Raw genomic sequence first — 24,807 nt, forward strand, 5'->3', positions numbered from 1 at the left:
CGCCGACAGGGCGGACGGGGAAATCCACCAGGCAGGAGTTTAACCGGGTGGGCGGGACTCGGGCGGCGGCGTGCCTGGCTGTGTCACGGGCCCCCACACGGCATCGGCGTGTTCCGTCTGGAACCGGACCGCGGCCAGGTCCATCGTGAAGAACATCCGCTCATGCGTCAGGGTCTGGCCCAGCGCCGAGCGCCGGACCATGTCTAGGACGTCGGGATTCATCCCGATCAGCCAGAGCATGACGCCATCCTCCTCGCGCAGCACTCGTTCGGCATCGGTCAGCATGTGCAGTGCCGTGTACTCCATGTCAGAGACCGCGGTCAGGTCGAGCGCGACCACCTTCGGCTTGTCGTGCAGGATCATTGGCCGAAGTTTGTGACCGATACGCCGCGCGTTGACGAAGTAGACGCGCCCCTCGGGCCGCAGCATCAGCAGGCCGGGCACGGTCTCGTCGTGCGGGTGTGCGTCCGATTGCGGACGGAATACGTTGGTGCCGGGCTTGCGCGCCAGCTTGTAGACCGGCGGATCGGAGGTCTGATAGGCCAGGGCCAGCATCGATACGACGATCGCCACGACGATGCCTTGCAGCGTGCCCAGGGCCACCACGCCAGCCAGGGCGACCAGCGCCCAGATGAACTCGGTGCGGCGGATGCCGAGGATCGCCAGAAATTCGGCGGGTTTGATCAGAGAGACGGAGTAGACGATGACCACCGCGGCCAGCGTGGCTTCCGGCAAACGGCCGACCAGCGGGGCGAGCAGCAGCATCGTGCCAAGCGAGGCCAGCGCGGTGACCAGGCCGGCCAGTTGCGAGCGCGCCCCCGAGAGCCGGTTGACGGCGGTCTGCGTTGTGCCGCCGCCGGCGGCCATCGCGCCGAGGAACGCGCCGCCGAGGTTGGCCAGTCCGGTGGCCGTCAACTCGCGGTTCGCGGCAGGCGCGTGCTCGCCAACCTGGGTGAACGCGCGCCCCGCGGCGATGGTTTCCGTGAAGCTCATCAGCGCGATACCCAGCGCTTCGGGCCACAGCCGTTCCATCATCGTCGGGTCAGGCACGGTGACCGGCGGCAGGCCGGTTGGCACCGCGCCGACGATGGCTACCCCATGCGCGGTCAGATTCAGCAGCCATACGCCGATGATGCCCACGGCCACCGCGATCAATGGCGCCGGGGCACGTGGAAACCGGTGCTCCATGCCCAACAGCAGCAGGACCATGAGGATGCCGACCGCGGCCGTGGCGACGGATGCGTGCGGAATGTTCTGGATGATCGCCAGCACGTTGTGGAAAAACGGGCCTTTCGGGAAATGCATCCCGAGCAGTTTCGGGATCTGGTCCACCACGATGACCAGCCCGATGCCCGCCTTGAAGCCGATCAGTACCGGCTCGGAGATGAAGTCGGCCACGAAGCCCAGCCTCAACAGCCGGGCAACCAGCAGCACGGCGCCGACCAGGAAGGTCAGCGTGGCCGAGGCCGTGATCAGCGTTTCGGCGCTGGGCGATGGGCCCACATGCCGGAACGCGGCGGCCACGAGGATTGCCAGTGTCGTGGTGGTGCTGACGCTAAGCGTGCGCGAACTGCCGAGCAGCGCGTAGATCAGCATTGGGGCGAACACGGTGTACAGGCCGACCTCGACGGGCAGGCCCGCGATGGTGGCGTATGCCAGCGCCTTGGGGATGACCACGGCGGCGGCGGTCAGCCCGGCAATGACGTCGGGCGCCAGCCATTCCTTCCGGTACGTCAGCAGCCACCCGGGGATGGGCAGCGTGGCGGCGCCAGATGACTGGCGCCTGGACAGCAGGGGGCAGGGGTGCGGCCGCCGTTGTCGTCTCATGGTTCTGTTTCCGAGCGGACTTCACAGAACCTGAGTCTAGGCGCGATCACGGCCGCCGCAAGGACGGCGTGTCAGTGGTCAGGTTACGCGCAGGTCGCCTCGCCCGCCTGAGAGGCCCACTTTGTCAGCAACGCCCGGCCGACGCGCGAGCTGTTGGCGCGGCCGATGGCCTGCGAGATGAAATCGCCGGCACGCACCACGTCATCGAGTTCGATGCCGGTATGCAGACCCATGCCGTGCAGCATGTACAGCACGTCTTCGGTGGCCACGTTGCCGGTGGCGCCTTTCGCGTAGGGGCAGCCACCCAGGCCGGCCACGGACGCGTGGAAGATGGCGATGCCGACCTCCAGACTGGCCAGGATGTTCGACAGCGCCTGGCCGTAGGTGTCATGGAAATGGCCGGACAGGCGGTCGATCGAAAACTCGGCCGCTGCGGCGCGCATGACTTCCTGCACCCGGATAGGCGTGCCCACACCGATCGTGTCGGCGATGTCGATCTCGTCGCAGCCGAGTTCGCGCAGGCGGCGCACGACGTCCACCACGGCATGCACCGATACCTCGCCCTGATACGGGCAGCCGAGCGCGCACGAGATGCTGCCGCGCAGCCGCACGCCGGCTTCCTTCGCGGCAGCAGCCACCGGTTCGAAGCGGGCGATCGACTCGGCGATCGAGCAGTTGATGTTCTTCTGCGAGAACGCCTCGCTGGCCGCGCCGAAGATCACCACCTCGTCGGCACCGGCGGCCACGGCGCCCTCGAAGCCCTTCATGTTCGGCGTCAACACCGAGTACAGCGTGCCGGGGCGCCGCGTAATGCGGGCCATCACGTCGGCGCCGTCAGCCATCTGCGGCACCCACTTCGGCGAGACGAACGATGCGGCCTCGATGTTGACGAAGCCCGCGTCGGTCAGCCGGTTGATCAGCGCCACCTTGACGTCGGTGGGCACCATCGCCTTTTCGTTCTGCAGCCCGTCGCGCGGGCCGACTTCGACGATCTTTACGTATTGGGGGATTGTCATGGGGGTCTCCAGAGCCTGTTTGTCACGCCAGGCCGATGTGATGCGCTGCCCCTCTCCCGCACAGCGGGGGAGGGGAGCCAAAACAGTTATAAGCCATTTCAAAACGATTCTGGCGTCGTTGCAGGGCCTTGCGGTACGACTTGTACTGTCTGCGGCCCCGCGTCTAGCCAGAACCGCTTCGCTTCATGTTGAAACAGCGTCTTAGGCCGCTGCCTCCGCCAAGGCGAATGCCAGCAGTTGCGCGCCCTCGCTCACCTGTTCGCCCACGCCGTAGAGCACCTCGCTCACCACGCCATCGGCCGGCGCGGTGATCGTGTGTTCCATCTTCATCGCTTCCATCACCAGCAGCGGCGTGCCGCGCGTGACCTTGCTGCCGGCCTCGACCATCACGGCGATCACCTTGCCCGGCATCGGCGCGGTCAGCTTGCCGCCTTCGCCTTCACTCTCGCTGGCGTGCGCAAGCGGGTCGAGCCACTCCAGCACCGTATGGCGGCCGTCGTGGAAGACGTGGAACGTGTCGCCTTCCACGTGCACCTGGCCGTGCGTGCGGCGCGTGCCAAGGTCGACGCGGATATCGTCGGCATTGAACGTGTACGCGAACGGCGCGGCCTGGTCGGCGTAGATCAGTGTGTTCTTGCTGGTGTCGCTGGCGTTGCCCTTCAGCACGGCCTCGAGCTTGTGGCCGCCGCCGTGGAAGTGCAACGTGCGCACGTCGCGGCCGTTCAGTCGCCAGCCGCCCGCGTGGGTCCACGGCGAGTGGCGGTCCGCCTCGTCGATGCGGCGTGTGCGCGTCTCGCGTTCGAGCAGTGCCGCCATCGCCAGCGCGATCGCTTCGATGCCAGCCGTCTTCTGCGGCGGGAACAGTACTGTCTGGTTGCGTTCGATCAGGCCGGTGTCGAGGTCGGCGGTACGGAAAGCCTCCGATTTCACCAGCCGCTGCAGGAAGGCGACGTTGGTCGACAGCCCCACCACGTGATACCCGGCCAGTGCCTGGGCCATGCGCGCCAGTGCCTGGTCGCGGTCGCGGCCCCAGACGATCAGCTTGGCGATCATCGGGTCGTAGTACGGGCTGATCGTGTCGCCTTCGCGCACTCCCGCGTCGATGCGGACCGCAGCCGGTGCGTTGGCATCGCCGCCGCGCATGAACTGCACCGCGGGCGGCGTGCGCAGGAAGCGCAGCGTGCCCGTGGACGGCAGGAACTGCTTGTCTGGGTTCTCGGCGTAGATGCGCGCTTCCAGCGAATGACCGTGGATGGCCAGTTGCTCCTGCGCCAGCGGCAGCGCCTCGCCGGCCGCGACGCGCAGTTGCCACTCCACCAGATCCTGGCCGGTGATCATCTCGGTGACCGGATGCTCCACCTGCAGGCGCGTGTTCATCTCCATGAAGTAGAACGAGCCGTCCTGGTTGGCGATGAACTCGACGGTGCCCGCACCCACGTAACCCACCGCGCGCGCCGCGGCCACCGCCGCCTCGCCCATCGCGCGGCGGCGTTCCTCGGTCATGCCTGGCGCTGGCGCTTCTTCCAGCACCTTCTGGTGGCGACGTTGCACCGAGCAGTCACGCTCGAACAGGTAGACGCAGTTGCCGTGCGAATCGGCAAAGACCTGGATCTCGATATGGCGCGGCCGGGTCAGGTATTTCTCCACCAGCACCTTGTCGTCGCCAAAGCTGGCCGACGCCTCGCGCTTCACCGAGGCCAGCGCGGCGTCGAAGCCATCACCAGCTTCCACCACGCGCATGCCCTTGCCGCCACCGCCCGCGCTGGCCTTGAGCAGCACCGGGTAGCCGATACGGTCGGCCTCGCGCCGCAGCAGGGCGGCGTCCTGGTCTTCGCCGTGATAGCCGGGCACCAGCGGTACCGCGGCCTTTTCCATCAGTTGCTTGGCGGCGCTCTTGCTGCCCATCGCGTGGATTGCAGAGGCCGGCGGGCCGATGAACACGAGGCCGGCTTCGGCGCAGGCGCGCGCGAAGTCCTCGTTCTCGGACAGGAAGCCGTAGCCAGGGTGGATCGCCTGGGCGCCGGTCTCCTTCGCCATTTCGATGATGTGGTCCGCGCGCAGGTAGCTGTCCCGCGCGGCGGCGCCACCAATATGCACGGCCTCGTCGCAGAAGGCGACGTGTCGCGCGTTGGCGTCGGCGTCGGAGTAGACGGCCACGGTGCGGATGCCGAGGCGGCGGCAGGTGGCCGCCACACGGCAGGCGATCTCGCCACGGTTCGCAATCAGGATCTTCGTGAACATTATTGTTTTCCCCTTACATGCGGAACACGCCGAACTTCATGTCGCCAATCGGGGCGTTGAGGCTGGCGGACAGGCCCAGGCCGAGCACGGTGCGCGTCTGCGCGGGATCGATGACGCCATCGTCCCAGAGCCGCGCGCTGGCGTAGTACGGATGACCCTGCAGTTCGTACTGGTCGCGGATCGGTGCCTTGAAGGATTCTTCCTCCTGCGGGCTCCACTGGCCGCCCTTGGCCTCGATGCCATCGCGGCGCACCGTTGCCAGCACACTGGCGGCCTGCTCGCCGCCCATCACGGAGATCCGCGCGTTCGGCCACATCCACAGGAAGCGCGGCGAATACGCGCGTCCGCACATGCCGTAGTTGCCCGCACCGAACGAGCCGCCGATGATCACCGTGAACTTCGGCACTTGTGCCGTGGCCACCGCCGTCACCATCTTGGCGCCATTGCGCGCGATGCCCTCGTTCTCGTACTTGCGGCCGACCATGAAGCCGGTGATGTTCTGCAGGAACACCAGCGGGATCTTGCGCTGGCAGCACAGCTCGATGAAGTGTGAACCCTTCAGCGCCGACTCCGAGAACAGGATGCCGTTGTTGGCGACGATGCCGACCGGGTAGCCCCAGATCCGCGCGAAGCCGCAGACCAGCGTGGTGCCGTAGCGGGCCTTGAATTCGTCGAACTCGGAGCCGTCGACGATGCGGGCGATGACCTCGCGCACGTCGTACGGCTTGCGTGTGTCGGTCGGGATCACGCCGTACAGTTCTTCGGGCGGATACAGCGGCTCGGCCGGCTCGTGCAGGCGGATCTGATCCGGCTTGCGGCGGTTCAGGTGCTGCACGATATTGCGCGCCAGCGAGAGCGCGTGATGATCGTTCTGCGCGAAGTAGTCCGCCACGCCCGAGAGGCGGGTATGCACGTCGGCGCCGCCCAGGTCCTCGGCGGTCACTTCCTCGCCGGTGGCTGCCTTCACCAGCGGCGGGCCGCCCAGGAAGATCGTGCCCTGGTTCTTGACGATGATCGACTCGTCGCTCATCGCCGGCACATACGCGCCGCCGGCCGTGCACGAGCCCATCACCACGGCGATCTGCGGAATGCCTTGCGCCGACAGGTTGGCCTGGTTGTAGAAGATGCGGCCGAAGTGGTCGCGGTCGGGGAACACCTCGTCCTGGTTCGGCAGGTTCGCGCCGCCGGAATCCACCAGGTAGATGCATGGCAGGTTGTTCTGCTCGGCGATCTCTTGCGCACGCACGTGTTTCTTGACCGTCATCGGGTAGTACGTGCCGCCCTTGACCGTGGCGTCGTTGCAGACGATCACGCATTCCTGGCCGGCCACGCGACCGATGCCGGTGATGATGCCCGCGCCGGGCGCCGCATCGTCGTACATGCCGTACGCGGCCAGTTGCGACAGTTCCAGGAACGGCGTGCCCGGGTCGAGCAGTTGCTGCACCCTGTCGCGCGGCAGCAGCTTGCCGCGCGACAGGTGCTTGTCGCGCGCGGCCTCGCCACCGCCTTCGGCCAGCTTCGTGATCTTCTGCCGGAGATCGGCCACGAGCGCCTGCATCGTCTCCGCATTGGCCTTGAACGACTCCGAGCGGGCGTTGAGTTTGGTTTCTATGGTTGGCATGGCTTCACTTGGCCTTGGGGCTGATTCCGAGTTCCTGGGTCATCTGGTCCCGCATGACGAACTTCTGCACCTTGCCGGTGATCGTCATGGGCATCTCGTCTACAAAGCGAATGTAACGGGGGATCTTGTAGTGGGCAATCTGGTCGCGGCAGTAATTCCGGATTTCCTCGTCGGTGGCGCTCTGGCCCGGCTTCAGGACGATCCAGGCGCAGACTTCCTCGCCGTACTTCTCGTCGGGCACGCCGAAGACCTGCACGGACTGGACTTTCGGGTGCCGGAACAGGAATTCCTCGATCTCGCGCGGGTAGACGTTCTCGCCGCCGCGGATCAGCATGTCCTTCACGCGGCCGACGATGTTGCAGTAGCCCTCTTCGTCGATCGTGGCCAGGTCGCCGGTGTGCATCCAGCCGTCGCGGATTGCCTCGCGCGTGCGTTCCTCGTCGTCCCAGTAGCCAAGCATCACCGAGTAGCCGCGCGTGCAGAGTTCACCGGTGGCGCCGATGGGCAGCGTCTGGCCGTCCACGTCGACTACCTTGCATTCCAGATGCGGCTGCACGCGGCCGACCGTCGATACCCGCTTGTCGATCGGATCGTCGGTGGCGCTCTGGAACGACACCGGGCTGGTTTCGGTCATGCCATAGGCGATGGTGATCTCGGCCAGGTGCATGTCCGCCACGACGCGCTTCATGACTTCCACCGGGCAGGGCGCGCCGGCCATGATGCCGGTGCGCAGGCTGGAAAAGTCGTACTTCGAGAAGTCGGGGTCGTCGAGTTGCGCGATGAACATGGTCGGCACGCCATGCAGGGCCGTGCAGCGTTCCTCGCTGACGGCGGCCATCGTGGCGCCGGGGTGGAATGCCTCGCCCGGGAACACCATGCTGGCCCCGGTGGACACGCAGGCCAGCACGCCCAGCACCATGCCGAAGCAGTGGTAGAACGGCACCGGGATGCAGAGCTTGTCCTGTTCGGAAAAGCGCATCGCGCCCGCGATCGAACGGCCGTTGTTGACGATGTTGCGGTGCGTGAGCGTGGCGCCCTTGGGCGCGCCAGTGGTGCCGCTGGTGAACTGGATATTGATGGGGTCGCGCGCGTCGAGTCCGGCGGTGATCTCGTCGAGCGCAGTCTTTGGCACGTTTGCGCCGCGCGCCAGCAATTCGCGGAAGGTCAGCATGCCGGGCGTCGGCACGTCTTCCATGCGGATAACCCAGCGCAGCAGCGGCAGCCGGGCGGCGTTCAGCGCGCCCGGTTCGGCTTTGGCCAACTCGGGGGCCAGTGTTGCCAGCATGTCCAGGTAGCGCGAGGTCTTGAATGCTTCCGGCGCGATGATCGCCTTGCAGCCAACCTTGTTCAGCGCGTATTCGAGTTCCGCAAGGCGGTACGCCGGGTTGATGTTGACCATGACCAGGCCAACCCGGGCCGTTGCAAACTGCGTCAGCAGCCACTCGAAGCGGTTGGGCGACCAGATGCCGACCCGGTCGCCCTTGCGCAGGCCCAGCGCGTGGAGGCCGGCGGCCATCCTGTCCACTTCGGCGCTGAATTCATTCCAGGTCCAGCGGATGTTCTGCTCCCGGAATACCACCGCTGGCCGGCTGCCGTGGAGCGCGGCAGTGTTCGCCAGCAGCGCAGGCACCGTCAGTTCGCTGAGTGGTGGGGTGTCGGCCCCTTTCACGTAAGACAGCCCCCCAATGGGCAGGGAGGTTCCCGGTTGCATCGCCATACCTGTCTCCTGTCGCGGCCGGATCGCCGTGAATTGAGTAATACTCAATCTCAGGAAATCAAGCCTATTGAGCGTTATATTAGGAATACGATGCGGAGACTGTATACTCTGCTGAGTCAAAGGGCAAACGAAATTTGAGTGGTATTCAACTTTCGGGCGAACGCGGTCGGACAGGCGTGCCGAGCGCCGCTCGCGCCCTATAATTCCGGGCCATCACCGTTCAGGTTACGCAACAGGGACCGCAAATGCAGCAGATCGTGAATCAGCGTCGTATCCCGGCAGGCGCCAAGGCGGAGCAGCGTATTCGCGACATCCTGCGCGTGGGCCGCGAAGTGTTCTCGGCGCTTGGCTACGAGCGGGCGACCACGACCGAGATCGCGCAGCGCCTGGGGATTTCCGAGGGCACGATCTTCACGTACTTCCACAGCAAGCGGGACCTGTGTGTCCGCGTGATCCAGGACTGGTACGACGAGATCATCGCGGCGATGGAGGGCGGCATGCCGCGCGAGGGCACCGCCCGGGCGCAACTGGAGTTCTTTATCGGCACGCACCTGCGGCTGTTCCTGATCCATGGCACCGGCCTGTGCGCGCTGGTGCTGTCGGAAGGGCGCGCCAAGGGGCAGGGGCTCGACGAGGTGTTCGTGCCGTTGCAACGGCGCTACACGGCGCCGCTGATGGCGCTGCTGGCTGCCGCGCAGGCGGGTGGGGAGATCCGGGCCGACATGCCGTTGCGGCTGATGCGTTCGGCCATCCTGGGCCCGATGGAGCACATTCTCTGGGATGCCATCGTGAGCGGCCGCCCGGTCGACATTGACCGCACCACGCAAGACATGATCGCCCTGCTGTGGCCCGCGCTGCAGCCGCAGAACCTGCATGCCGCCGCGCTGGGGCAGTTCTATGGCGAGGTCAGCGCGGCGCTGGCGCGGGTGCAGGCGGCGGGCGGGGCGGCGGGCTCCGCTGAAGGCCCCGCCGAGGGTTCCGAAGCCTCTTGACGCCGCATCGCCGGTATCCCCGGCTACCTGTAATCGGGGATGCCACATACGGCCCGTTTCTGGCAGGCTGGCATGACCTCGTCCGGAATCGTCCGGGCGTTCGCCAAGCCCGGCGGTAGTACGGCTACACTCAGGCCGCGCCCCCACCACTGTCACCCCATGATCCAACCCTTGCCCGACACGGCTGAATCGGTATTGCCAGCGCCCCTGCTGGTCGTTGAAGACGAGCCGCCGATGCAGTCCAGGCTACGCACGATCCTGGCCGCACTGGGTTATAGCGACGACGCCATATGGTTTGCCGGCAGCCTCGAGGCTGCCAACACGTTGCTGGCCACGCAGCCGTTCGCCATGGCGCTGGTTGACGTGGGGTTGCCCGACGGCAACGGTATCGACCTCATTCGGGTGATGCACGAGCAAGACCCGGCCTTGCCAATTTTGGTAATCTCCACGTGGAATACGGAACGGGTCATCGTAAGCGCGCTGCAGGCCGGTGCCACCGGCTACCTGCTCAAGGAGCGCGACGACGTCGAGATCATCCTGTCGATTCGCAGCGCGCTGCGGGGTGGTGCGCCGATCGACCCCTTCGTGGCCAGGCGCATTCTCGATCTGGCTGGCAAGATGGCGCCGCTGGCTGGCGGCGCGGAAGTCCAGGCCGAGCCAATGGTCGGTGCGTCGCCACTGAGCGCGCGAGAAATAGAAATCCTCTCGCTGGTAAGCAAGGGTCTGACCAATCGGGAAATTGCGGAGGTGCTGTCCTTATCAAAGTTGACGGTCGAATGCCATATCAGAAACACATACAAGAAACTGGCAGTTCACTCCCGCACCCAGGCCGTCTTCGAGGCGCGTGCCTCTGGCTTATTGCGCTGATCTGCGGCGTCGTGCTGCTTGCCGGCGCAGCCAGCGCCCGGGCGCAATCGGAGGCCGTCACCTTTACCCGAATCGAAGCCGCACAGTCGACCTGGCAGGACGATGGCCCGCCCGCCACGGGCTGGGTGCCCGTGTCGTTGCCGGACATCTGGTCCACGCGCTGGCCCGGCTTCGACGGTGTGGTCTGGTATCGCCTGAGCTGGCAGGGCTCTGACCCGCGCCAGCCCGTGGCGCTGCTGCTCGACTACCTGAACATGGCCGGCGCGGTCTATCTCAATGGCAGCCTGTTGATGCGCGACACGAGCCTGGTCGAACCGCTCACGCGTGCCTGGAATACCCCGCGCTACCAGTTGCTGCCTGCCGCGCTGCTGCGAGAGGGCGCCAACACGCTGCTGGTTCGCGTCTCGGGGTTGTCGGCCTACCAGCCTGGCCTCGGGCCCGTATCGATCGCCGCCCCTGAACACCTGCGGCCCGCATACGATCGCGCGTACTGGCTGCGGCACGATCTGCAACTGATCAGCCTTGCCGTCACCGTCGCGCTTGGCTGCCTCTTCTTTTCGCTCTGGGTGATGCGTCGGCAGGAAGCGGCTTACGGATGGTTCAGCCTGATGTCGCTGGCCTGGTGGTGCGTGGCGCTGAACCAGGTGGCGACTACCACCTGGCCGTTCGCGAGTACCGACGCCTGGGAGCGTGCGAACACCGTCGCGCTGCTGGTCTACAGCGTCGCGTACATGTTATCCATGGCGCGATTCTGCGAGCGGCGTCTGCCGCGTGTCGAAGGCGGACTCTGGCTGCTTGCCGCGGTGGGAGCGGCGGCGGTGATCTGGGCGCCGACCGAATCCCTGTCCACGGTGCGCAATGTGCTCACGCTGTGGGCAGCGTGCGTCTTCTTCGCGACGTGCATTGTGTTCCTGGGCTTCGCCTGGCGTCATGGCCGCACCGATCATCGCATCCTGTCGGTTTGCATCGCCATCTTCCTCGTCGCGGCGGTGCACGACCTGCTGTCCTTTCTCGGCATCCTGACGGACAACGCCTACTACGCGGCGCTGACTTCGCAGGTCCAGATGATCGCTATGGCGCTGGTGCTGGCATGGCGCTTCGTGGCCAACCTGCGTCGGATCGAACGGTTCAACGACGAGTTGCACGGCAAGGTTTCCGAAGCCAAGGCCGAACTCGTCGTCAACCTGGGGCGCCAACGCGAGTACGAGGTTGCCAACGCGCGGCTCAACGAGAGGCTCAATCTGGCGCACGACCTGCACGACGGGCTCGGCGGCACACTCGTCAGCGGCATCGCCACGCTGGAGCGCAGCCCGCATGACATCCCGCCCGGGCAGGTGCTGTCGATGCTCCGGGCGTTGCGCGATGACCTGCGCATCATCGTCGATACGACCGCCAGCCAGCAGTTCGGCGAGCCGGCGCTGGCGGGGCAGATCGTGCCGCTGCGCCACCGCCTTAGCCGGTTGCTGGAGAGCCATGACATCGCGTGTCATTGGCAGCTCGATGGCCTTGAGCAATGCCATCTGCCGAATTCGCGGATTCTCGATGTCATGCGGACCTTGCAGGAAGCACTGACCAACGTGATGAAGCACAGCAAGGCCAGCCGCGCGGACGTCGCGGTACGCGTCGGCACGCGCGGGCTGGAGCTGTTGGTCAGCGATAACGGCGTTGGCTTCGATCCGGCCGCCGCCGGGCGGTACGCCGGTGCGGGCATGCGCAGCATGCGGGCGCGTACCGAGCGCCTTGGCGGCACGTTCAGCGTGCGATCAACGGGAGAGGGGACCGTGCTGGCCGTTCATATCCCGCTCGATGCTGGTGGCACTGGCCTACCACTTGACCTGCAACCCGGCGGAGCCAAGGATCGAGTTTCTGACCTTGGCATTGCCGCCGGCGGCCCAGATCCTGCCGACCTCGCCGTACAGGCTGAAGCGCCGGTTCAGGGCCGCGGTTAGGCCCGCGGCCACCTCGATGCTCGTGCCGCCGGTCGCTGCCACGATGTCGGTGGTGGCGGCCGGGTTTGTGAAGCGGGCGACGTCGCTACCGTTCGATGCCATGTAGAGGTTGACGCGGCCATATGGCCGCAACGCGGCGGAGCCTGCCTCCATTTCACCCTTCACCCGCGCGCCGACGCGCGCGAGCCAGCTGCTGTTCACGTCGGTCTGGACCATTGCTCCGGGGATCTGCGCGTTGTCGAGGTGAATGCGTTGGTGAATCACCTGCAACTGGGGTTCGATGCTCCAGGCGCTGCCGCCAAGTGGAAAGGCGCGTCCCAGTTCCAGAGATGCCAGCAGGCTGTCTCCCTTGGTCTCGACCCCGGAGCTGGACGCTGGCGTCACCGTGTAGCGGTGACGGCCCAACTGCAGCACCGCGTCGGCGTAGATGCCGCTGTTCCCGGCATATGTGCCGTAGAAGCCCAGATACTGGTTGTGCAGATCGTTGCGGCCGGCGCCAGCATTGTCGATGCCGCCGATGAAGCCATTGACGCTTACGTTGCCATCCAGCTGGCCGACGTAGAGGCCAGCGCGCCAGTCCTGCGTGGCCAGCAAATCCGTGCCGGCCTGGAAGCCGGTCAACCGGCCCTTGCTCTTGGGCGCCACCGTGCCGTCCTGGCTGACGTCGACATCGGTGGTCAGCACGCGGGCCCATGCCCGGCGATCGCGACCGGCAGGGGTGCCCGATGGGGTGCCGGATAGGGTGCCCGATGTGGCGGACCTCGGGTCGTCATCGCCCACGCGCTGGTGCAGGTTGCCGATCATGGCAAGGTTGCTCTGGCGCAGTTGACTCGGCAGCGCCGCGTACAACGCGGCTTCGGCACGGTAGGTCGTGACGGGCGGGTCCGCAGGTTCGGTGGTCGGGGTGGTTTCGGTGGTCTCGCCATTGGAGCGCAGATACCAGTTCTCGCCCGATCCCTTGGCGTCGGCAGCGTACAGGCGGTACTGGTAGGCGCCGGCATCTACATGGCCACCTGCGAGCACGAACGCGCTCTTGCTGGTCTGCGCCGTGGTGCTGGCGCCATTGACGGCGCTGATCACCTCGATGCCGTTGCCCGCGGTCAGCGCGCCAAGCCCATTCAGGTTGGAGATCTGCAGCGTGGTCTGACCGCTGGCGATGGCGGCGGGGCCGCTGAGGATCAGCCGGTCACTCACGCCGGTGCTGTCGCCGAGCGCAGTGCCCATGCGCAGCGTGCCGTTGTTGCCCGTGTAGGGGCCCGTCACCGTCAAGGTCGCGCCGGGTGTCGTGCCCATCAGCGAGACCACGCCCCCGTTGTTCAGTCCCGCGACGCTCTGGCTGAAACCGGCGAGATCCAGCGTGGCGCCGCTGGCCACCGTGTGAACGGATGCCGCGCTGAAGGTGTTGGCCGCTCCCGCCCGCAGCGTGCCGGCCGCAACGTTGGTGGCCCCGGCGTAGTCGTTGGCGCCGGCAAGCGTCAAGGCGCCACTGCCGTTCTTGGTGAGAAAGCCCGAACCACTGATGGCCCCGGCGAGCGTGGCATTGAAGGCGCCAGTGTCGATCACAGGATCGTTGCTGCCCGTCAGGCGGATCGCATTGGCGATGCGCAGCCCATCGGTGGCAATGCCGAGCGTGGTGCCGTCATCCATCGAGAGTGTGCCGGTCCCCAGCGCGCCGTTGCTGCCAAGGTCGATGCGTCCTTGCTTGAGCGCGGTGCCGCCACTGAAGCTGTTGTCGCCGCCAAGCGTCAGCGTGCCGCTGCCGGTCTTGAGCAAGCCGCCCGTGCCCGAGATGGCGCCCGATAAGGTGCCGCTGCTGTTGTCACCGCCCGTTGCCAGCGTTCTGGTGCCCAGCTTGATCTGGCCAGCGCCACTCAGGCTTCGGAAGCTGGCCTGTGCGGCGGTGATGCCGGAGATGTCGAGGATGCCTGCCGCATCGACTTGCACACCGCTGGAGTTTGCGATGCTGCCCGCGCCGGACAGGGCAAGCGTGCCGCCGGCGACCTGTGTCGCGCCGGTATAGGTGTTGACGCCAGTCAGGGTCAAGGTGCCGGTGCCTTGCTGGACGAGATTCCCGGTGCCACTGATGACGTCGGCATAGCCGATGCTGTCGGTCCGGTTGAACATCAGTGTGCCGCTGTTGACCACGTTGCCGCCAATGCTGCCGGTGGTGGTGCCGTTGCCGATGCGCAGTGTGCCGCTGCCGATTTGCGTGGTGGCGGCCTGCACGTCCCCCAGCGCGAAGATCCACTGGCCGGTGCTTGTACTGAGCGCGAGTTGTCCGCTGGCCGTCACTGGCCCGTACAGCGCGATGCTGTCGCGGGCAGAGATCGTGATATTGCTGCCGCTCAACGCGGCATTGGCTAGCAACGTGCCGCCGTTGGCCGCGAGTTGCAGATTGCTCGTGCCGGTGTTGATTGCCGATACCGGTAGCGTCAACGCCCCGCCAGCGGTCAGGCTGACCGCGCCGTTCGTGCTGTTGTTTAGCGCCGAGACGCGCAGATCGCCAGCCGCGCGCAATGCCACGCTGGACCCCGTTGCAGCGATCGGGCCCTGAAAGCTGTTGCTCGCGTCGGTCAACGTGATGGCGCCAGTGCCGGCGCTGATGGTGGTGCTACCGGCAACGCTGAGCGCTCCGCTTTGGGTGATGGCATTGTCGTTGGTGGATGCCGACAGGTAGCCACGCACCGTGCCGGTGCCAAGGTTCATTGGACCCAGGCTCGTGGCAAGCAATGTATCCGTATTGACGTTACCGAAGGTCAGGGCCGAGGCGCTGCTGATTATCGTGGCGCCACCGGTCAGGTTCACGGTGCCACCAAACCAGTTGCCGATGTTGGTTAGCGAGATAGCGCCCGTGCCGGCATTGAAGGTGCTGTTGCCCGCAATGGTGAGCGTACCGTTTTGCATGATGAATCCGCGGTTGCTCGTTGCCGACAGGCTACCGTTCACGGCGGTGGTGCCGAAGACCAACGCACCCGAGCTTGTGGCGGTCAATGTGCCGGCGTTGACGGTGCCCAAGTTCAGTCCCGCGCCACTGGTGATCTGCGTGGTGCCACCGGTCAGGTTTACCGCGCCACCGAACGAATTGCTGGCGTTGGTCAGCGTAATGGCGTTCGTGCCCGCGTTGATCGTGGTATCGCCACCGATCGACAACGGGCCGGATTGTCCAAGCGAACGGGTCGTGGTCAACGCGAAGTCGCTGCCCGTGCTGATCGGCCCGAGCGCGGCGATGCTGTTGCTGCTCTGGTCGAGCTTCATGCTGCCGACGGCGCTGCCTGTCAGGGTTCCCGCTGTCAGGCTGCCCCAGGTCTGGAGGACGTCCCCCAACGATTGCAGGCTGATCTGGCCTGTCCCGGCGGTCAGCGTGCCACCGAGCTGGACACTACCACCCGAGATGGCAATCGAGCCGCCCGTCGTCGTGCCCGACGCGTCGATGTTGCCCCCCAGGCTCACGGCGGCGTCTGACGTGATCTGAACCTGCCCAGCTTGGGACTGGCCACCCTGCGAGACGTCGATGCTGCCGTTGTTGACTACGGCGCCCCCTATTGCGCTGAGGCTGACGTTTCCACCATTCGCGATGATGACGCCGCTGTTGTTGACTAGCGTGCCGTACAACCCCGGCTGGGCTGCTGCCGCCATGATGATCGTGCCGCCGGTTGCCTGGAGGGTTCCGGTATTGACGACCGCGGTGCCGCCCTGCGCGGTGCTCAGTGCGCCGGCAATGGCAACATTCATCAGACCCTTGTCGTCGAACGTCATCGTTGCGTGGTCCGCGGCCACCAGGCTGATTCGCCCGCCATTGGCCGTCAGCACGCCATTGTTCGACACGCCGGCGCCGACGAGTGCCGCGGAGTTGCCAATGAACGTTGCACCGCCAGCAAACGCTACGGTGCCGCGCATGGCCGCTGCATCAAGGCTGTAGCTGCCTCCCGTCGTGGCAGGGGCGGAAACACCGAGCGAGGTGGCGAGAAGTCCGCCGGCTGATGTCGTGCCACCGAAAACCAGGCCGTTTGCATTGGCAAGGATCGTCTGCCCGGCTGCCGACACGGTTCCGTAGATCTGGCTGGCCGTAGTGCCAGAAATGTTGTTGAGGGTGACGGCGCTCGCACCCGTATTCGGCGTGAAATTGACCGTACTGTTCGAAGCGACATCGAAAGAGGACCAGTTGATCGTGCCCGATGACGAATATTGATTGACCGTCGTGGTGGTCCCTGTCGAGTTGACAGTCCCGCTCCCGCTGATCCAGACCGAGCCGGTTGGCAGCGTTCCGGCAATCGGTGTGGCAGCCATCACAATGGCGGGGAGCAGGCCCGCGGAAAGCGCCGACAGTGCCGGCAAGCCGACGCTCCAGCCGGCACGCCGCCGGGAAGCCGTTGGGGCGATGGTTGCGGTGCCCGTGCCTCCCGAGCCCTGGCTTCCGGCCGTTTCCGGCGCCACCTTCAATGCGCACAGCGTGCGATTCCAGACAAGTCGATAGATGTGGTTCAAGGTGCGGCCTCCCCGGTGGCTGCGAATGCCCCAGAGGGCGGCAAAGCCTCGAAGTTACAAATTGCAACAACTACAGGGAATCCCAAGAACTAGGGAATTCGGGGTGGGAGGACCAGATTTTTGTGTGATCTATGGAGCGTATTCATCGGCTGGGACTGTTTCCCTCGGCGCATTCTTGTGATCTGTACGGGAAAACCCCCATTCAGCCCGCGTCTTGAAAACGAAATACCCCGTCCCTATAATTAGCACTCGCTGGGGGAGAGTGCTAACAGTCGCCCCCGCGGTACCCGAAACCCGATGGTCGTCGCTATCAGACGACCATTTTGTGATTTAACACTCACTTTTGTATCTAGGAGTCCGTATGAACCTGCGTCCTCTGCACGACCGCGTGATCGTGAAGCGTCTGGACAATGAAACCAAGACCGCATCCGGCATCGTGATTCCCGACAATGCTGCCGAGAAGCCCGATCAAGGCGAAGTGCTGGCGATTGGCCCTGGCAAGAAGGATGACAAGGGCAACAACATCGCCCTCGACGTCAAGGTGGGTGACCGCGTGCTGTTCGGCAAGTACGCCGGCCAGGGCGTGAAGGTGGATGGCCAGGAACTGCTGGTCATGCGCGAAGAAGACATCATGGCTGTCGTCAACAAGTAATCGACGCCCACAAGCCACCCAATTCCCGATCGTCCCCCTGACAATCCAGCGGGACGCATCCATCCAGATTCGGAGATTCAGAACATGGCAGCAAAAGACGTAGTGTTCGGCGACGCCGCCCGTGCCAAGATGGTCGAAGGCGTGAACATCCTCGCCAACGCAGTGAAGGTGACCCTGGGCCCGAAGGGCCGCAACGTGGTGCTGGAGCGCAGCTTCGGCGGCCCGACCGTGACCAAGGACGGCGTGTCCGTGGCCAAGGAAATCGAACTGAAGGACAAGCTGCAGAACATGGGCGCGCAGATGGTCAAGGAAGTGGCTTCCAAGACCAGCGACAACGCCGGTGACGGTACCACCACCGCAACCGTGCTGGCCCAGTCGATCGTGCGCGAAGGCATGAAGTTCGTTGCCGCCGGCATGAACCCGATGGACCTGAAGCGCGGCATCGACAAGGCCGTTGGCGCCGCCGTCGAAGAGCTGAAGAAGCTGAGCAAGCCGACGACCACCAGCAAGGAAATCGCCCAGGTTGGCGCGATCTCGGCCAACAGCGACGCCTCGATCGGCGAGCGCATTGCCGAAGCCATGGACAAGGTTGGCAAGGAAGGCGTGATCACCGTCGAAGACGGCAAGTCGCTGGCCGACGAGCTGGAAGTCGTGGAAGGTATGCAGTTCGACCGTGGCTACCTGTCGCCGTACTTCATCAACAACCCGGAAAAGCAGGTTGTTCAGCTGGACAGCCCGTTCGTTCTGCTGTTCGACAAGAAGGTCTCGAACATCCGTGACCTGCTGCCGGTGCTGGAGCAAGTGGCCAAGGCTGGCCGCCCGCTGCTGATCATCGCTGAAGACGTGGAAGGCGAAGCCCTGGCCACGCTGGTGGTGAACAACATCCGTGGCATCCTGAAGACCGCCGCCGTGAAGGCTCCGGGCTTCGGCGACCGCCGCAAGGCCATGCTGGAAGACATCGCCATCCTGACCGGCGGTACCGTGATCGCCGAGGAAATCGGTCTGACGCTGGAAAAGGCCTCGCTGCAGGACCTGGGCCAGGCCAAGCGCATCGAGATCGGCAAGGAAAACACCATCATCATCGACGGCGCCGGCGACGCATCGGCGATCGAAGGCCGCGTGAAGCAAATCCGCGCCCAGATCGAAGAGGCGACCTCGGACTACGACCGTGAGAAGCTGCAAGAGCGCGTGGCCAAGCTGGCCGGCGGTGTTGCCGTGATCAAGGTTGGCGCAGCCACCGAAGTCGAAATGAAGGAAAAGAAGGCACGCGTGGAAGATGCACTGCACGCTACCCGTGCTGCCGTGGAAGAAGGCATCGTCCCGGGCGGTGGTGTGGCCCTGCTGCGTGCTCGTGCTGCGATCGCTGGCCTGCACGGCGAGAACCCCGACCAGAACGCCGGTATCAAGATCGTGCTGCGCGCCATGGAAGAGCCGCTGCGCCAGATCGTGCTGAACGCTGGTGAAGAAGCTTCGGTCGTGGTGGCCAAGGTTATCGAAGGCAAGGGTAACTACGGTTACAACGCGGCTTCGGGCGAGTACGGCGACCTGGTGGAAATGGGCGTGCTGGATCCGACCAAGGTGACCCGCACCGCGCTGCAGAACGCCGCTTCGGTGGCTTCGCTGATGCTGACGACCGACTGCGCCGTGGCCGAATCGCCGAAGGAAGAGTCGGCTCCGGCAATGCCGGGCGGCATGGGCGGCATGGGCGGCATGGAAGGCATGATGTAATTCATGCCGGACTGCTGAGCCAATCAGCCTGTCTGAGAAAAACCCCCGAGAGCGCGAGCCCTCGGGGGTTTTTCATTGGCCGTTCAGATCGCGGACAACGCCTTTCCAAGCGCGTCCGCAGCGGCGGTCAGCCTATCCAGAATGCGCTCGGGGCTGCAAATCACCTCGGGCAGCAGTTTGGCCAGTTGTTCGGCAATGTCGTTGGTGCTGCCGCCGGCGCGTTCGGTGCTTTAGTAGTGTGCGGCGGCATGTGCCGCTGAGATCCCTGGCAGCGCTCAGGGGGGATTGGTGGTTAGTCATGATCGTGCGCCGACCTCAGCAGCTTGAGCCGTGTCTTGCCGTCCGGCATGAAATGCGTGCCGAATCGCACCAGTCCAGACTGATGCAAATGGCAGGTCATCGTGAAGCTCAACAGCATGCCCGGTTCGGGCTCCTCGATCTCGAGGTCGAGGGCCTTCAATCTCGGCTCGTAGCGCAGGAGCGTCGTCTCGATTTCCCGCTTGAGCGTGTGCGCCGAGGCAGGCAGGTGGCGGTAGATGCGGGACAGATCTCCCAGTCCGTAGTCAGGCAGATGCGCAAGGCCACCGCGCCGACTGTTAAGGATGCGCTGGATGTTGTCCTGGACCGACAGGAAGGTCTGGGTCGAGGCATCTAACTCGTCAACGGCAACGCCATTCGCAAAGAACCCGGTAACCGCTTCGAAGAGACCTGGCCCGCCGCGCGTCACGCGTGTTCCTCTGTGGTGGTTGCCGCATCATCGAAGTCCAGCCCAATGCAGTCGTCCTCAGAGAACGAAAGGCGGATAGATGCAGGTGCCCGCTTGCTGGTCATGCGTACCAGTAACTCACGCGACAGCACGGGCAAGATCTGCTGGTCGAGCAGGTTGTCGATATTGCGTGCGCCGGAATCGGGCAACAGACAGGCGCGCACCAGTTCGGCCACCAGGGCGTCGTCACAGCACAGCGGCACGCCGAACCGGCGTTCGATGCGCTCGGCCACCTTGGCTAGCTTCATCCGTACGATCGTGGCCATGGCCTCGGCGGCGAGCGGCCGGTACACAATGGTCTGGAAGCGCGCCAGCAGCGCGGGCTGGAAGCGGTCGATCAGGAGCGGCCGGATGGTCTCCATCAGCGCGCTGGCGGGGATTTCCCCGCCAGCCTCCGTTGCGGCGTCGGTGGCCGCCAGGATTTGCTCGCTGCCGAGATTCGACGTCATCAGGATGACGGTGTTGCGGAAATCAATGACCCGGCCTTCGCCATCGCGCATGAAGCCGCGATCGAAGACCTGGTAGAACAGGTTGACCACGTCCCGATGGGCTTTCTCCACCTCGTCCAGGAGGACCACGCTGTAGGGTCGCTGACGGACAGCCTGAGTCAGGATGCCGCCCTCGCCATAGCCGACATAGCCCGGCGGCGACCCCTTCAATTGCGATACGGTGTGGGCTTCCTGATACTCCGACAGGTTGATCGTGATGAGCGAGCGTTCACCGCCGAACATGAGATCGGCCAGTGCCCGCGCCGTTTCGGTCTTGCCGACCCCAGAAGGCCCCACGAGGAGAAAGACGCCCAGCGGTGCCTCCTCGGACTTCAAGCCCGCCTTGGCGGCGCGCAGGCTCTTGCCGAGCGCGGCAAGAGCCTCGTCCTGCCCAACCACGACCCGTCCGAGGCGTGCCTCCAGTTCCAGCAGGGTGGCCAGTTCATTCGACAACAGGTTGTCAACCGGCACGCCGGTCCAGTCGGCGATTACCTGTGCTACGACAGTCTCAGCAACTTCTGCATGTAGAAGTGTCGCCTGACCGTGCGCGGCCAGGACCTGGTGGGCGGCCTGAATGGAGGACGCGAGATCGTGGCGCTCGGAAGCGTCGGTCGCGGCCTGCCATTGGGCACGCAGCACCATCAGCTTGTCGGCAGCGTCTTTCTGCTTCGCAAATTCGGACTCGAGCTGTCCGAGTTCGATGGCAAGCTCGCGTAGGCGCGTCTTGATGGCCGACAGACGATTGCGCTTGTCCTCGCCGGTGGCCCCCTGATCCTGCTGCAGCGCCGAGGACTCGACCCCCAGCGCTGCACGTTCGGCTTCAAGAGTGCAGATCGCCACGGGCCTGGCCTCCTGGCTCATGCGCACCCGCGCAGCCGCCGTGTCGATCAGGTCAACCGCTTTGTCGGGGAGCTGGCGCCCAATCAGATAGCGACGTGAAAGACGGACGGCGGCTGCGACGGCGGCATCGGTGATATGGACGTTGTGGTGCTGCGCGTACCGATCCTTGAGCCCGCGCAACATCAGGCAGGCGTTCTCATCATCGGGCTCATCGACCTTGACCATCTGGAAGCGGCGCTCCAGCGCCGCGTCGCGCTCGAAGTACTGCTTATATTCGGACCAGGTGGTCGCCGCGATCGTGCGTAATTCGCCCCGCGCCAGTGCAGGCTTGAGCAGGTTGGCGGCATCGGCGCCTCCGGCCGTATTGCCGGCGCCAATCAGGGTGTGCGCCTCGTCGATGAAAAGCAGAATGGGCGTCGGCGACTGCTGGACGGCCTCAATGACATTCTTGAGGCGCTGCTCGAACTCGCCCTTGACGCCCGCACCGGCTTGCAGGAGGCCCATATCCAAGGTGAGTACGGTCACGTCCCGGATGGCTGCGGGCACGTCCTCTTCGGCGATCTTGAGCGCCAGCCCTTCGACGAGCGCAGTTTTGCCCACCCCCGGTTCGCCGACCAGAATCGGATTGTTCTTGCGGCGCCGGGCGAGGATATCGACCATCTGCCGGATCTCGAAGTCGCGGCCAAACACGGGGTCGATCTTGCCATCGCGCGCCTTCTGCGTGACGTCCGTGGTGAAACGAGAGAGGGCTGAATTGTCGGGCTGGTCGGCAGGGCGCCTTGTAGCGATGCTCGGCGGTCCATGGCTCGGCGTGACCGGCGATGTTGCCTCGACAGATATCTTGTCCAGTTCAGGCATCAGCCGCTCAATCTGCGCGGCAGACACGCTCAGCAGCGGCCAGGCATCCGGGGCGCGCAACAGGTGCGGCGTCTCCGCCAGCGCCGCCAGCAAGTGGGCCGAACGAATCGATCTGTCTATGCCCGGGGCCGTGGATTCGAGCGAGGCACGCATCCACGCGGCCTCCAGCCACTGGCCCAGGCGCTGCGATAGCCCCGGCTTGCCCCGGAGGTCATGCGGCAGGTGGTCGACCGCAGCCAACAGTCCGTTCCAGATCCCATCGGCATCCAGTTCGTGGCGACGCAGGATGGCAAGCAGGTCGCCTTCGCCTTGCTCCAGCAGTTTGATCAGCCAGTGCTCCACCTCGATGTCACGGTGCGCGCGGGTTTCGCAAAGACTGGCTGCATTCGCCAGAGCACGGGCGCAGTGGTCGTTCAGGCGTCGCAGAAAGGGAGAGTAGTCGCGGGTGGTCATGGTGGCGTATCGCTGCGGTGGCGCAATGGGGGAGACGAGAGCGCTGGTTCGCAAGCCGACGCCAGGCACCGGCCGCGATGGCGCTTACGAGCGCTCGTTCCAGCTGTCGGCGTGGATGATGTTGCCGTCCTTGTACGACCAGGTGATCTTCTCGTAGCGCAGCTCGACGTCTTCGAGGTGATTGTGCTTCTCGAAAACCGGGTTCTTGATGTCCAGCATCTTGGGCGTGACGCCAACCACCTTCACGTTCTCCAGTTTGGTGTTGAAGTACTCCTTTTCCTTGCCGGCGTCGTCAATCCTGTACCACTTGATCTCGATCGACTTGAGCGTCTGGCCGCTGGTGACCGCCTTGTACAGATACGGGGTCGAAGCGTCAGTTTCCTTGGTGAACAGGATCGGCATGTGCACGCGTGTGCCAGTCAGCTTGCCGGTGTTGGCGTCGGTCGGGATGCTGACCGAGTGATTGAATGCCACGACTTCGACGCTGCCCTCACGCTCCGAGACAGTGACCGAGCCCTTGATGTCGGCGCCACCGTCGTCCTTGATCCACATATATGCGGGAATTGCCATTTTTCTTGCTCCTTCTACTGCAATGAACAGGCCGGATGGCCCAGGGATTCCCGGTTGTCGTGATGTTCGTCGCGACAATCGGGGATTAGCGTGATCTCGACACGGCGGTTGGCCGCGCGCCCGGCTTCCGATTCGTTGGGAGCCTTGGGACGGGTCTCGCCGTAGCCCTGGATGGCGAAGCGGGTGACCGGCAGGTCGGCGGCGTCCGCCAGCCAATCCCGCACGGACGCGGCGCGCGCTTCGGAAAGCTTCAGGTTGGCTCGCGGATCTCCCACCGAGTCTGTGTGCCCAGCCACGAGCACGCGCTTCTCGGGATGGGCCTTGATCATCTCCAACGCACCGATCAGCACGCGATTGGAGCCGGGGCTGAGCAGCGCGCTACCGCTCTTGAAAAGCGACAGGCTGTCGAGTTCGATGGTCGCGGGCAGCGGCGCTGGGGGTTGATAGGCGGCGATCAGAGTATTGAGGGGCGCGAGCAGTGCGGCACCCCGGTAGAAGCCCAACCCGAGGCGAGGCGGCACGCCGGACCGGCCGTATTGATCGAGCTCATCGCGGTCCCGCTTGAGCGCCTGTAGTGCATCCACGCGCGCAACATCATGGTCCGGGCCGATCACTCGATAGCGAGCCATGTCGGTCATGACACGTGCGACCAGGGCACGGTTTTGCCACGCGGAGGCCGCAGCCGCTGCGCAGAAGGCGAGCGCGAGCCAGGCGAGTGCATGCGCTATTGCACGCGGCATAGCCCGCTGCACAGGCTGCAAGGCGATGCCACGCAGTAGCGGCTCCGGCAAGGGATAAGACGCGTTGCGCCCCACTCCCGTGCCGCGTGCCAACCCGGTTACTTGCGTAACGAAGCGCGCATAGAGAGAATCAGGGACCGGCGCACCGTCGATGGCGGTCACCCCAAACGCGCTGATATCGACGGGGGGACCGCTGCGTAAGCCATTACGCTCGTCGTCACGCAACGGCGGCAACAAGGCGCCGGATGCCCACCTGATTAGCGCGTCGAGGCGGGCCGCACGGTGCATGCGTGCCTCGCGGTCTGCAGGGACGGCCGCCTGTGGCAAGCTCATGAGACCATCCCAAAGCTGCGAGCACAGCGTTTCGGCTGAAGGGACGGTGCCGCCGGACACGCCGAACCACGCGCAATCGTCGGCCGGTCCGCCGGCTTCTTCGGCATAGACGGCAACGCAGACGGGCAAGGAATAGCCAACAGCCCGGCTGGCTTCGCCAACGGCGACACGCCAGCGCCTGAGTCCGACGATCAGCGCGGCGGCGTCGCGAGCGTGGTCCGCTGCAATCAGGCAGGCAACGGCGTCCGGGCCCTGTCCTTCGCGCCAGCGCTTGAGTGCGTCGGCCACATGCGCTAGCCGCGTTGCATCATCGACGCGCACCCAGATCGCTGTATCGGTGATCCGGACCAACGCCTCGCCGAATGCCCTCGCTGGCGCTCCGTCGCGATCTCCCACCACCAGCGCCAACGGCGTGTTACGGCGAGTATCGCCCGGCAGCGCATCCAGCAACACGTTGATGGCCTCAAGCACGTCTCGGGAGGCGCGTTGGCGTGCGCGAACGCGCCGTGTGGCTACCACGATGGCGGTAGCTACCACCGCGATGACGAATGCCCCGAGTAACAGGTTCCAAGCAGGCCGCCAGGGCGAACTGAACGCCAGCCAGGCCAGCGCGAGTGCCGCGATCCAGCCGAACAGGCTGCGGTAGGGGTAGCCGGTCACGACG

14 protein-coding genes and 1 pseudogene are annotated in these 24,807 nt (G+C 65.2%); 5 read left to right on the forward strand and 10 right to left on the reverse strand.

The window, feature by feature from the left end; genetic code table 11:
* Positions 1 to 39: 39 nt before the first annotated feature.
* The 5 genes from K6G35_RS02990 to K6G35_RS03010 form a co-directional block, all read right to left on the reverse strand.
* Positions 40 to 1,827 carry a SulP family inorganic anion transporter gene (locus tag K6G35_RS02990; RefSeq protein ID WP_186426016.1) on the reverse strand — a complete coding sequence of 596 codons (1,788 nt, stop codon included), beginning with the start codon at positions 1,825 to 1,827 and terminating at the stop codon, positions 40 to 42.
* A gap of 83 nt (positions 1,828 to 1,910) precedes the next feature.
* Positions 1,911 to 2,843, reverse strand: a complete 933-nt coding sequence (locus K6G35_RS02995) for a hydroxymethylglutaryl-CoA lyase (protein ID WP_008644511.1) — start codon at positions 2,841 to 2,843, stop codon at positions 1,911 to 1,913.
* Positions 2,844 to 3,044: 201 nt separating this feature from the next.
* Positions 3,045 to 5,084 carry an acetyl/propionyl/methylcrotonyl-CoA carboxylase subunit alpha gene (locus K6G35_RS03000; RefSeq protein WP_008644510.1) on the reverse strand — a complete coding sequence of 680 codons (2,040 nt, stop codon included), beginning with the start codon at positions 5,082 to 5,084 and terminating at the stop codon, positions 3,045 to 3,047.
* Between the two features lie 13 nt (positions 5,085 to 5,097).
* Positions 5,098 to 6,705 (reverse strand): carboxyl transferase domain-containing protein, encoded by a 1,608-nt coding sequence (locus K6G35_RS03005; protein WP_035881452.1) that lies wholly within the window; start codon positions 6,703 to 6,705, stop codon positions 5,098 to 5,100.
* Positions 6,706 to 6,709: 4 nt separating this feature from the next.
* Complete coding sequence (locus K6G35_RS03010) at positions 6,710 to 8,422, reverse strand: AMP-binding protein (protein WP_495676070.1); 1,713 nt, start codon at positions 8,420 to 8,422, stop codon at positions 6,710 to 6,712.
* A gap of 245 nt (positions 8,423 to 8,667) precedes the next feature.
* On the opposite strand from K6G35_RS03010, the gene K6G35_RS03015 reads away from it, so the two are divergent.
* The 3 genes and pseudogenes from K6G35_RS03015 to K6G35_RS03025 form a co-directional block, all read left to right on the forward strand.
* Positions 8,668 to 9,414 (forward strand): TetR/AcrR family transcriptional regulator, encoded by a 747-nt coding sequence (locus K6G35_RS03015; RefSeq protein ID WP_008644507.1) that lies wholly within the window; start codon positions 8,668 to 8,670, stop codon positions 9,412 to 9,414.
* A gap of 159 nt (positions 9,415 to 9,573) precedes the next feature.
* On the forward strand, positions 9,574 to 10,281 hold the full coding sequence (locus K6G35_RS03020) for a response regulator (RefSeq protein WP_008644506.1): 708 nt from the start codon (positions 9,574 to 9,576) through the stop codon (positions 10,279 to 10,281).
* A 290-nt stretch (positions 10,282 to 10,571) separates the two neighbouring features.
* Positions 10,572 to 12,029: pseudogene (locus K6G35_RS03025) on the forward strand (sensor histidine kinase); the annotation flags it as partial.
* A 75-nt stretch (positions 12,030 to 12,104) separates the two neighbouring features.
* Here K6G35_RS03025 and K6G35_RS03030 read toward each other — a convergent pair.
* On the reverse strand, positions 12,105 to 16,715 hold the full coding sequence (locus K6G35_RS03030; RefSeq protein ID WP_495676071.1) for an autotransporter outer membrane beta-barrel domain-containing protein: 4,611 nt from the start codon (positions 16,713 to 16,715) through the stop codon (positions 12,105 to 12,107).
* A gap of 361 nt (positions 16,716 to 17,076) precedes the next feature.
* Here K6G35_RS03030 and groES point away from each other — a divergent pair, with 361 nt between their 5' ends.
* Both groES and groL read left to right on the forward strand, forming a co-directional pair.
* The gene (gene groES, locus K6G35_RS03035) at positions 17,077 to 17,367 is read left to right on the forward strand and encodes a co-chaperone GroES (protein ID WP_008644494.1); all 291 of its coding nucleotides are present in this window, start codon (positions 17,077 to 17,079) and stop codon (positions 17,365 to 17,367) included.
* 84 nt (positions 17,368 to 17,451) lie between these two features.
* Positions 17,452 to 19,095 carry a chaperonin GroEL gene (gene groL, locus K6G35_RS03040; RefSeq protein WP_495676072.1) on the forward strand — a complete coding sequence of 548 codons (1,644 nt, stop codon included), beginning with the start codon at positions 17,452 to 17,454 and terminating at the stop codon, positions 19,093 to 19,095.
* A gap of 292 nt (positions 19,096 to 19,387) precedes the next feature.
* Here the strand turns inward: groL and tssE are convergent, their stop codons facing one another.
* From tssE to K6G35_RS03060, 4 genes are all read right to left on the reverse strand, one after another.
* The gene (gene tssE / locus K6G35_RS03045) at positions 19,388 to 19,822 is read right to left on the reverse strand and encodes a type VI secretion system baseplate subunit TssE (RefSeq protein ID WP_286879658.1); all 435 of its coding nucleotides are present in this window, start codon (positions 19,820 to 19,822) and stop codon (positions 19,388 to 19,390) included.
* On the reverse strand, positions 19,819 to 22,500 hold the full coding sequence (tssH, locus tag K6G35_RS03050; protein ID WP_495676073.1) for a type VI secretion system ATPase TssH: 2,682 nt from the start codon (positions 22,498 to 22,500) through the stop codon (positions 19,819 to 19,821). Before tssH ends, tssE begins: the two co-directional genes overlap by 4 nt.
* Positions 22,501 to 22,584: 84 nt before the next feature.
* Positions 22,585 to 23,070 (reverse strand): Hcp family type VI secretion system effector, encoded by a 486-nt coding sequence (locus K6G35_RS03055; protein ID WP_008644490.1) that lies wholly within the window; start codon positions 23,068 to 23,070, stop codon positions 22,585 to 22,587.
* Positions 23,071 to 23,084: 14 nt separating this feature from the next.
* A complete protein-coding gene (locus tag K6G35_RS03060) occupies positions 23,085 to 24,803 on the reverse strand; it encodes an OmpA family protein (protein ID WP_186426021.1) in 1,719 nt (572 codons plus the stop codon).
* Positions 24,804 to 24,807 lie beyond the last annotated feature (4 nt).

Source organism: Cupriavidus sp. HY129 (assembly GCF_059492215.1).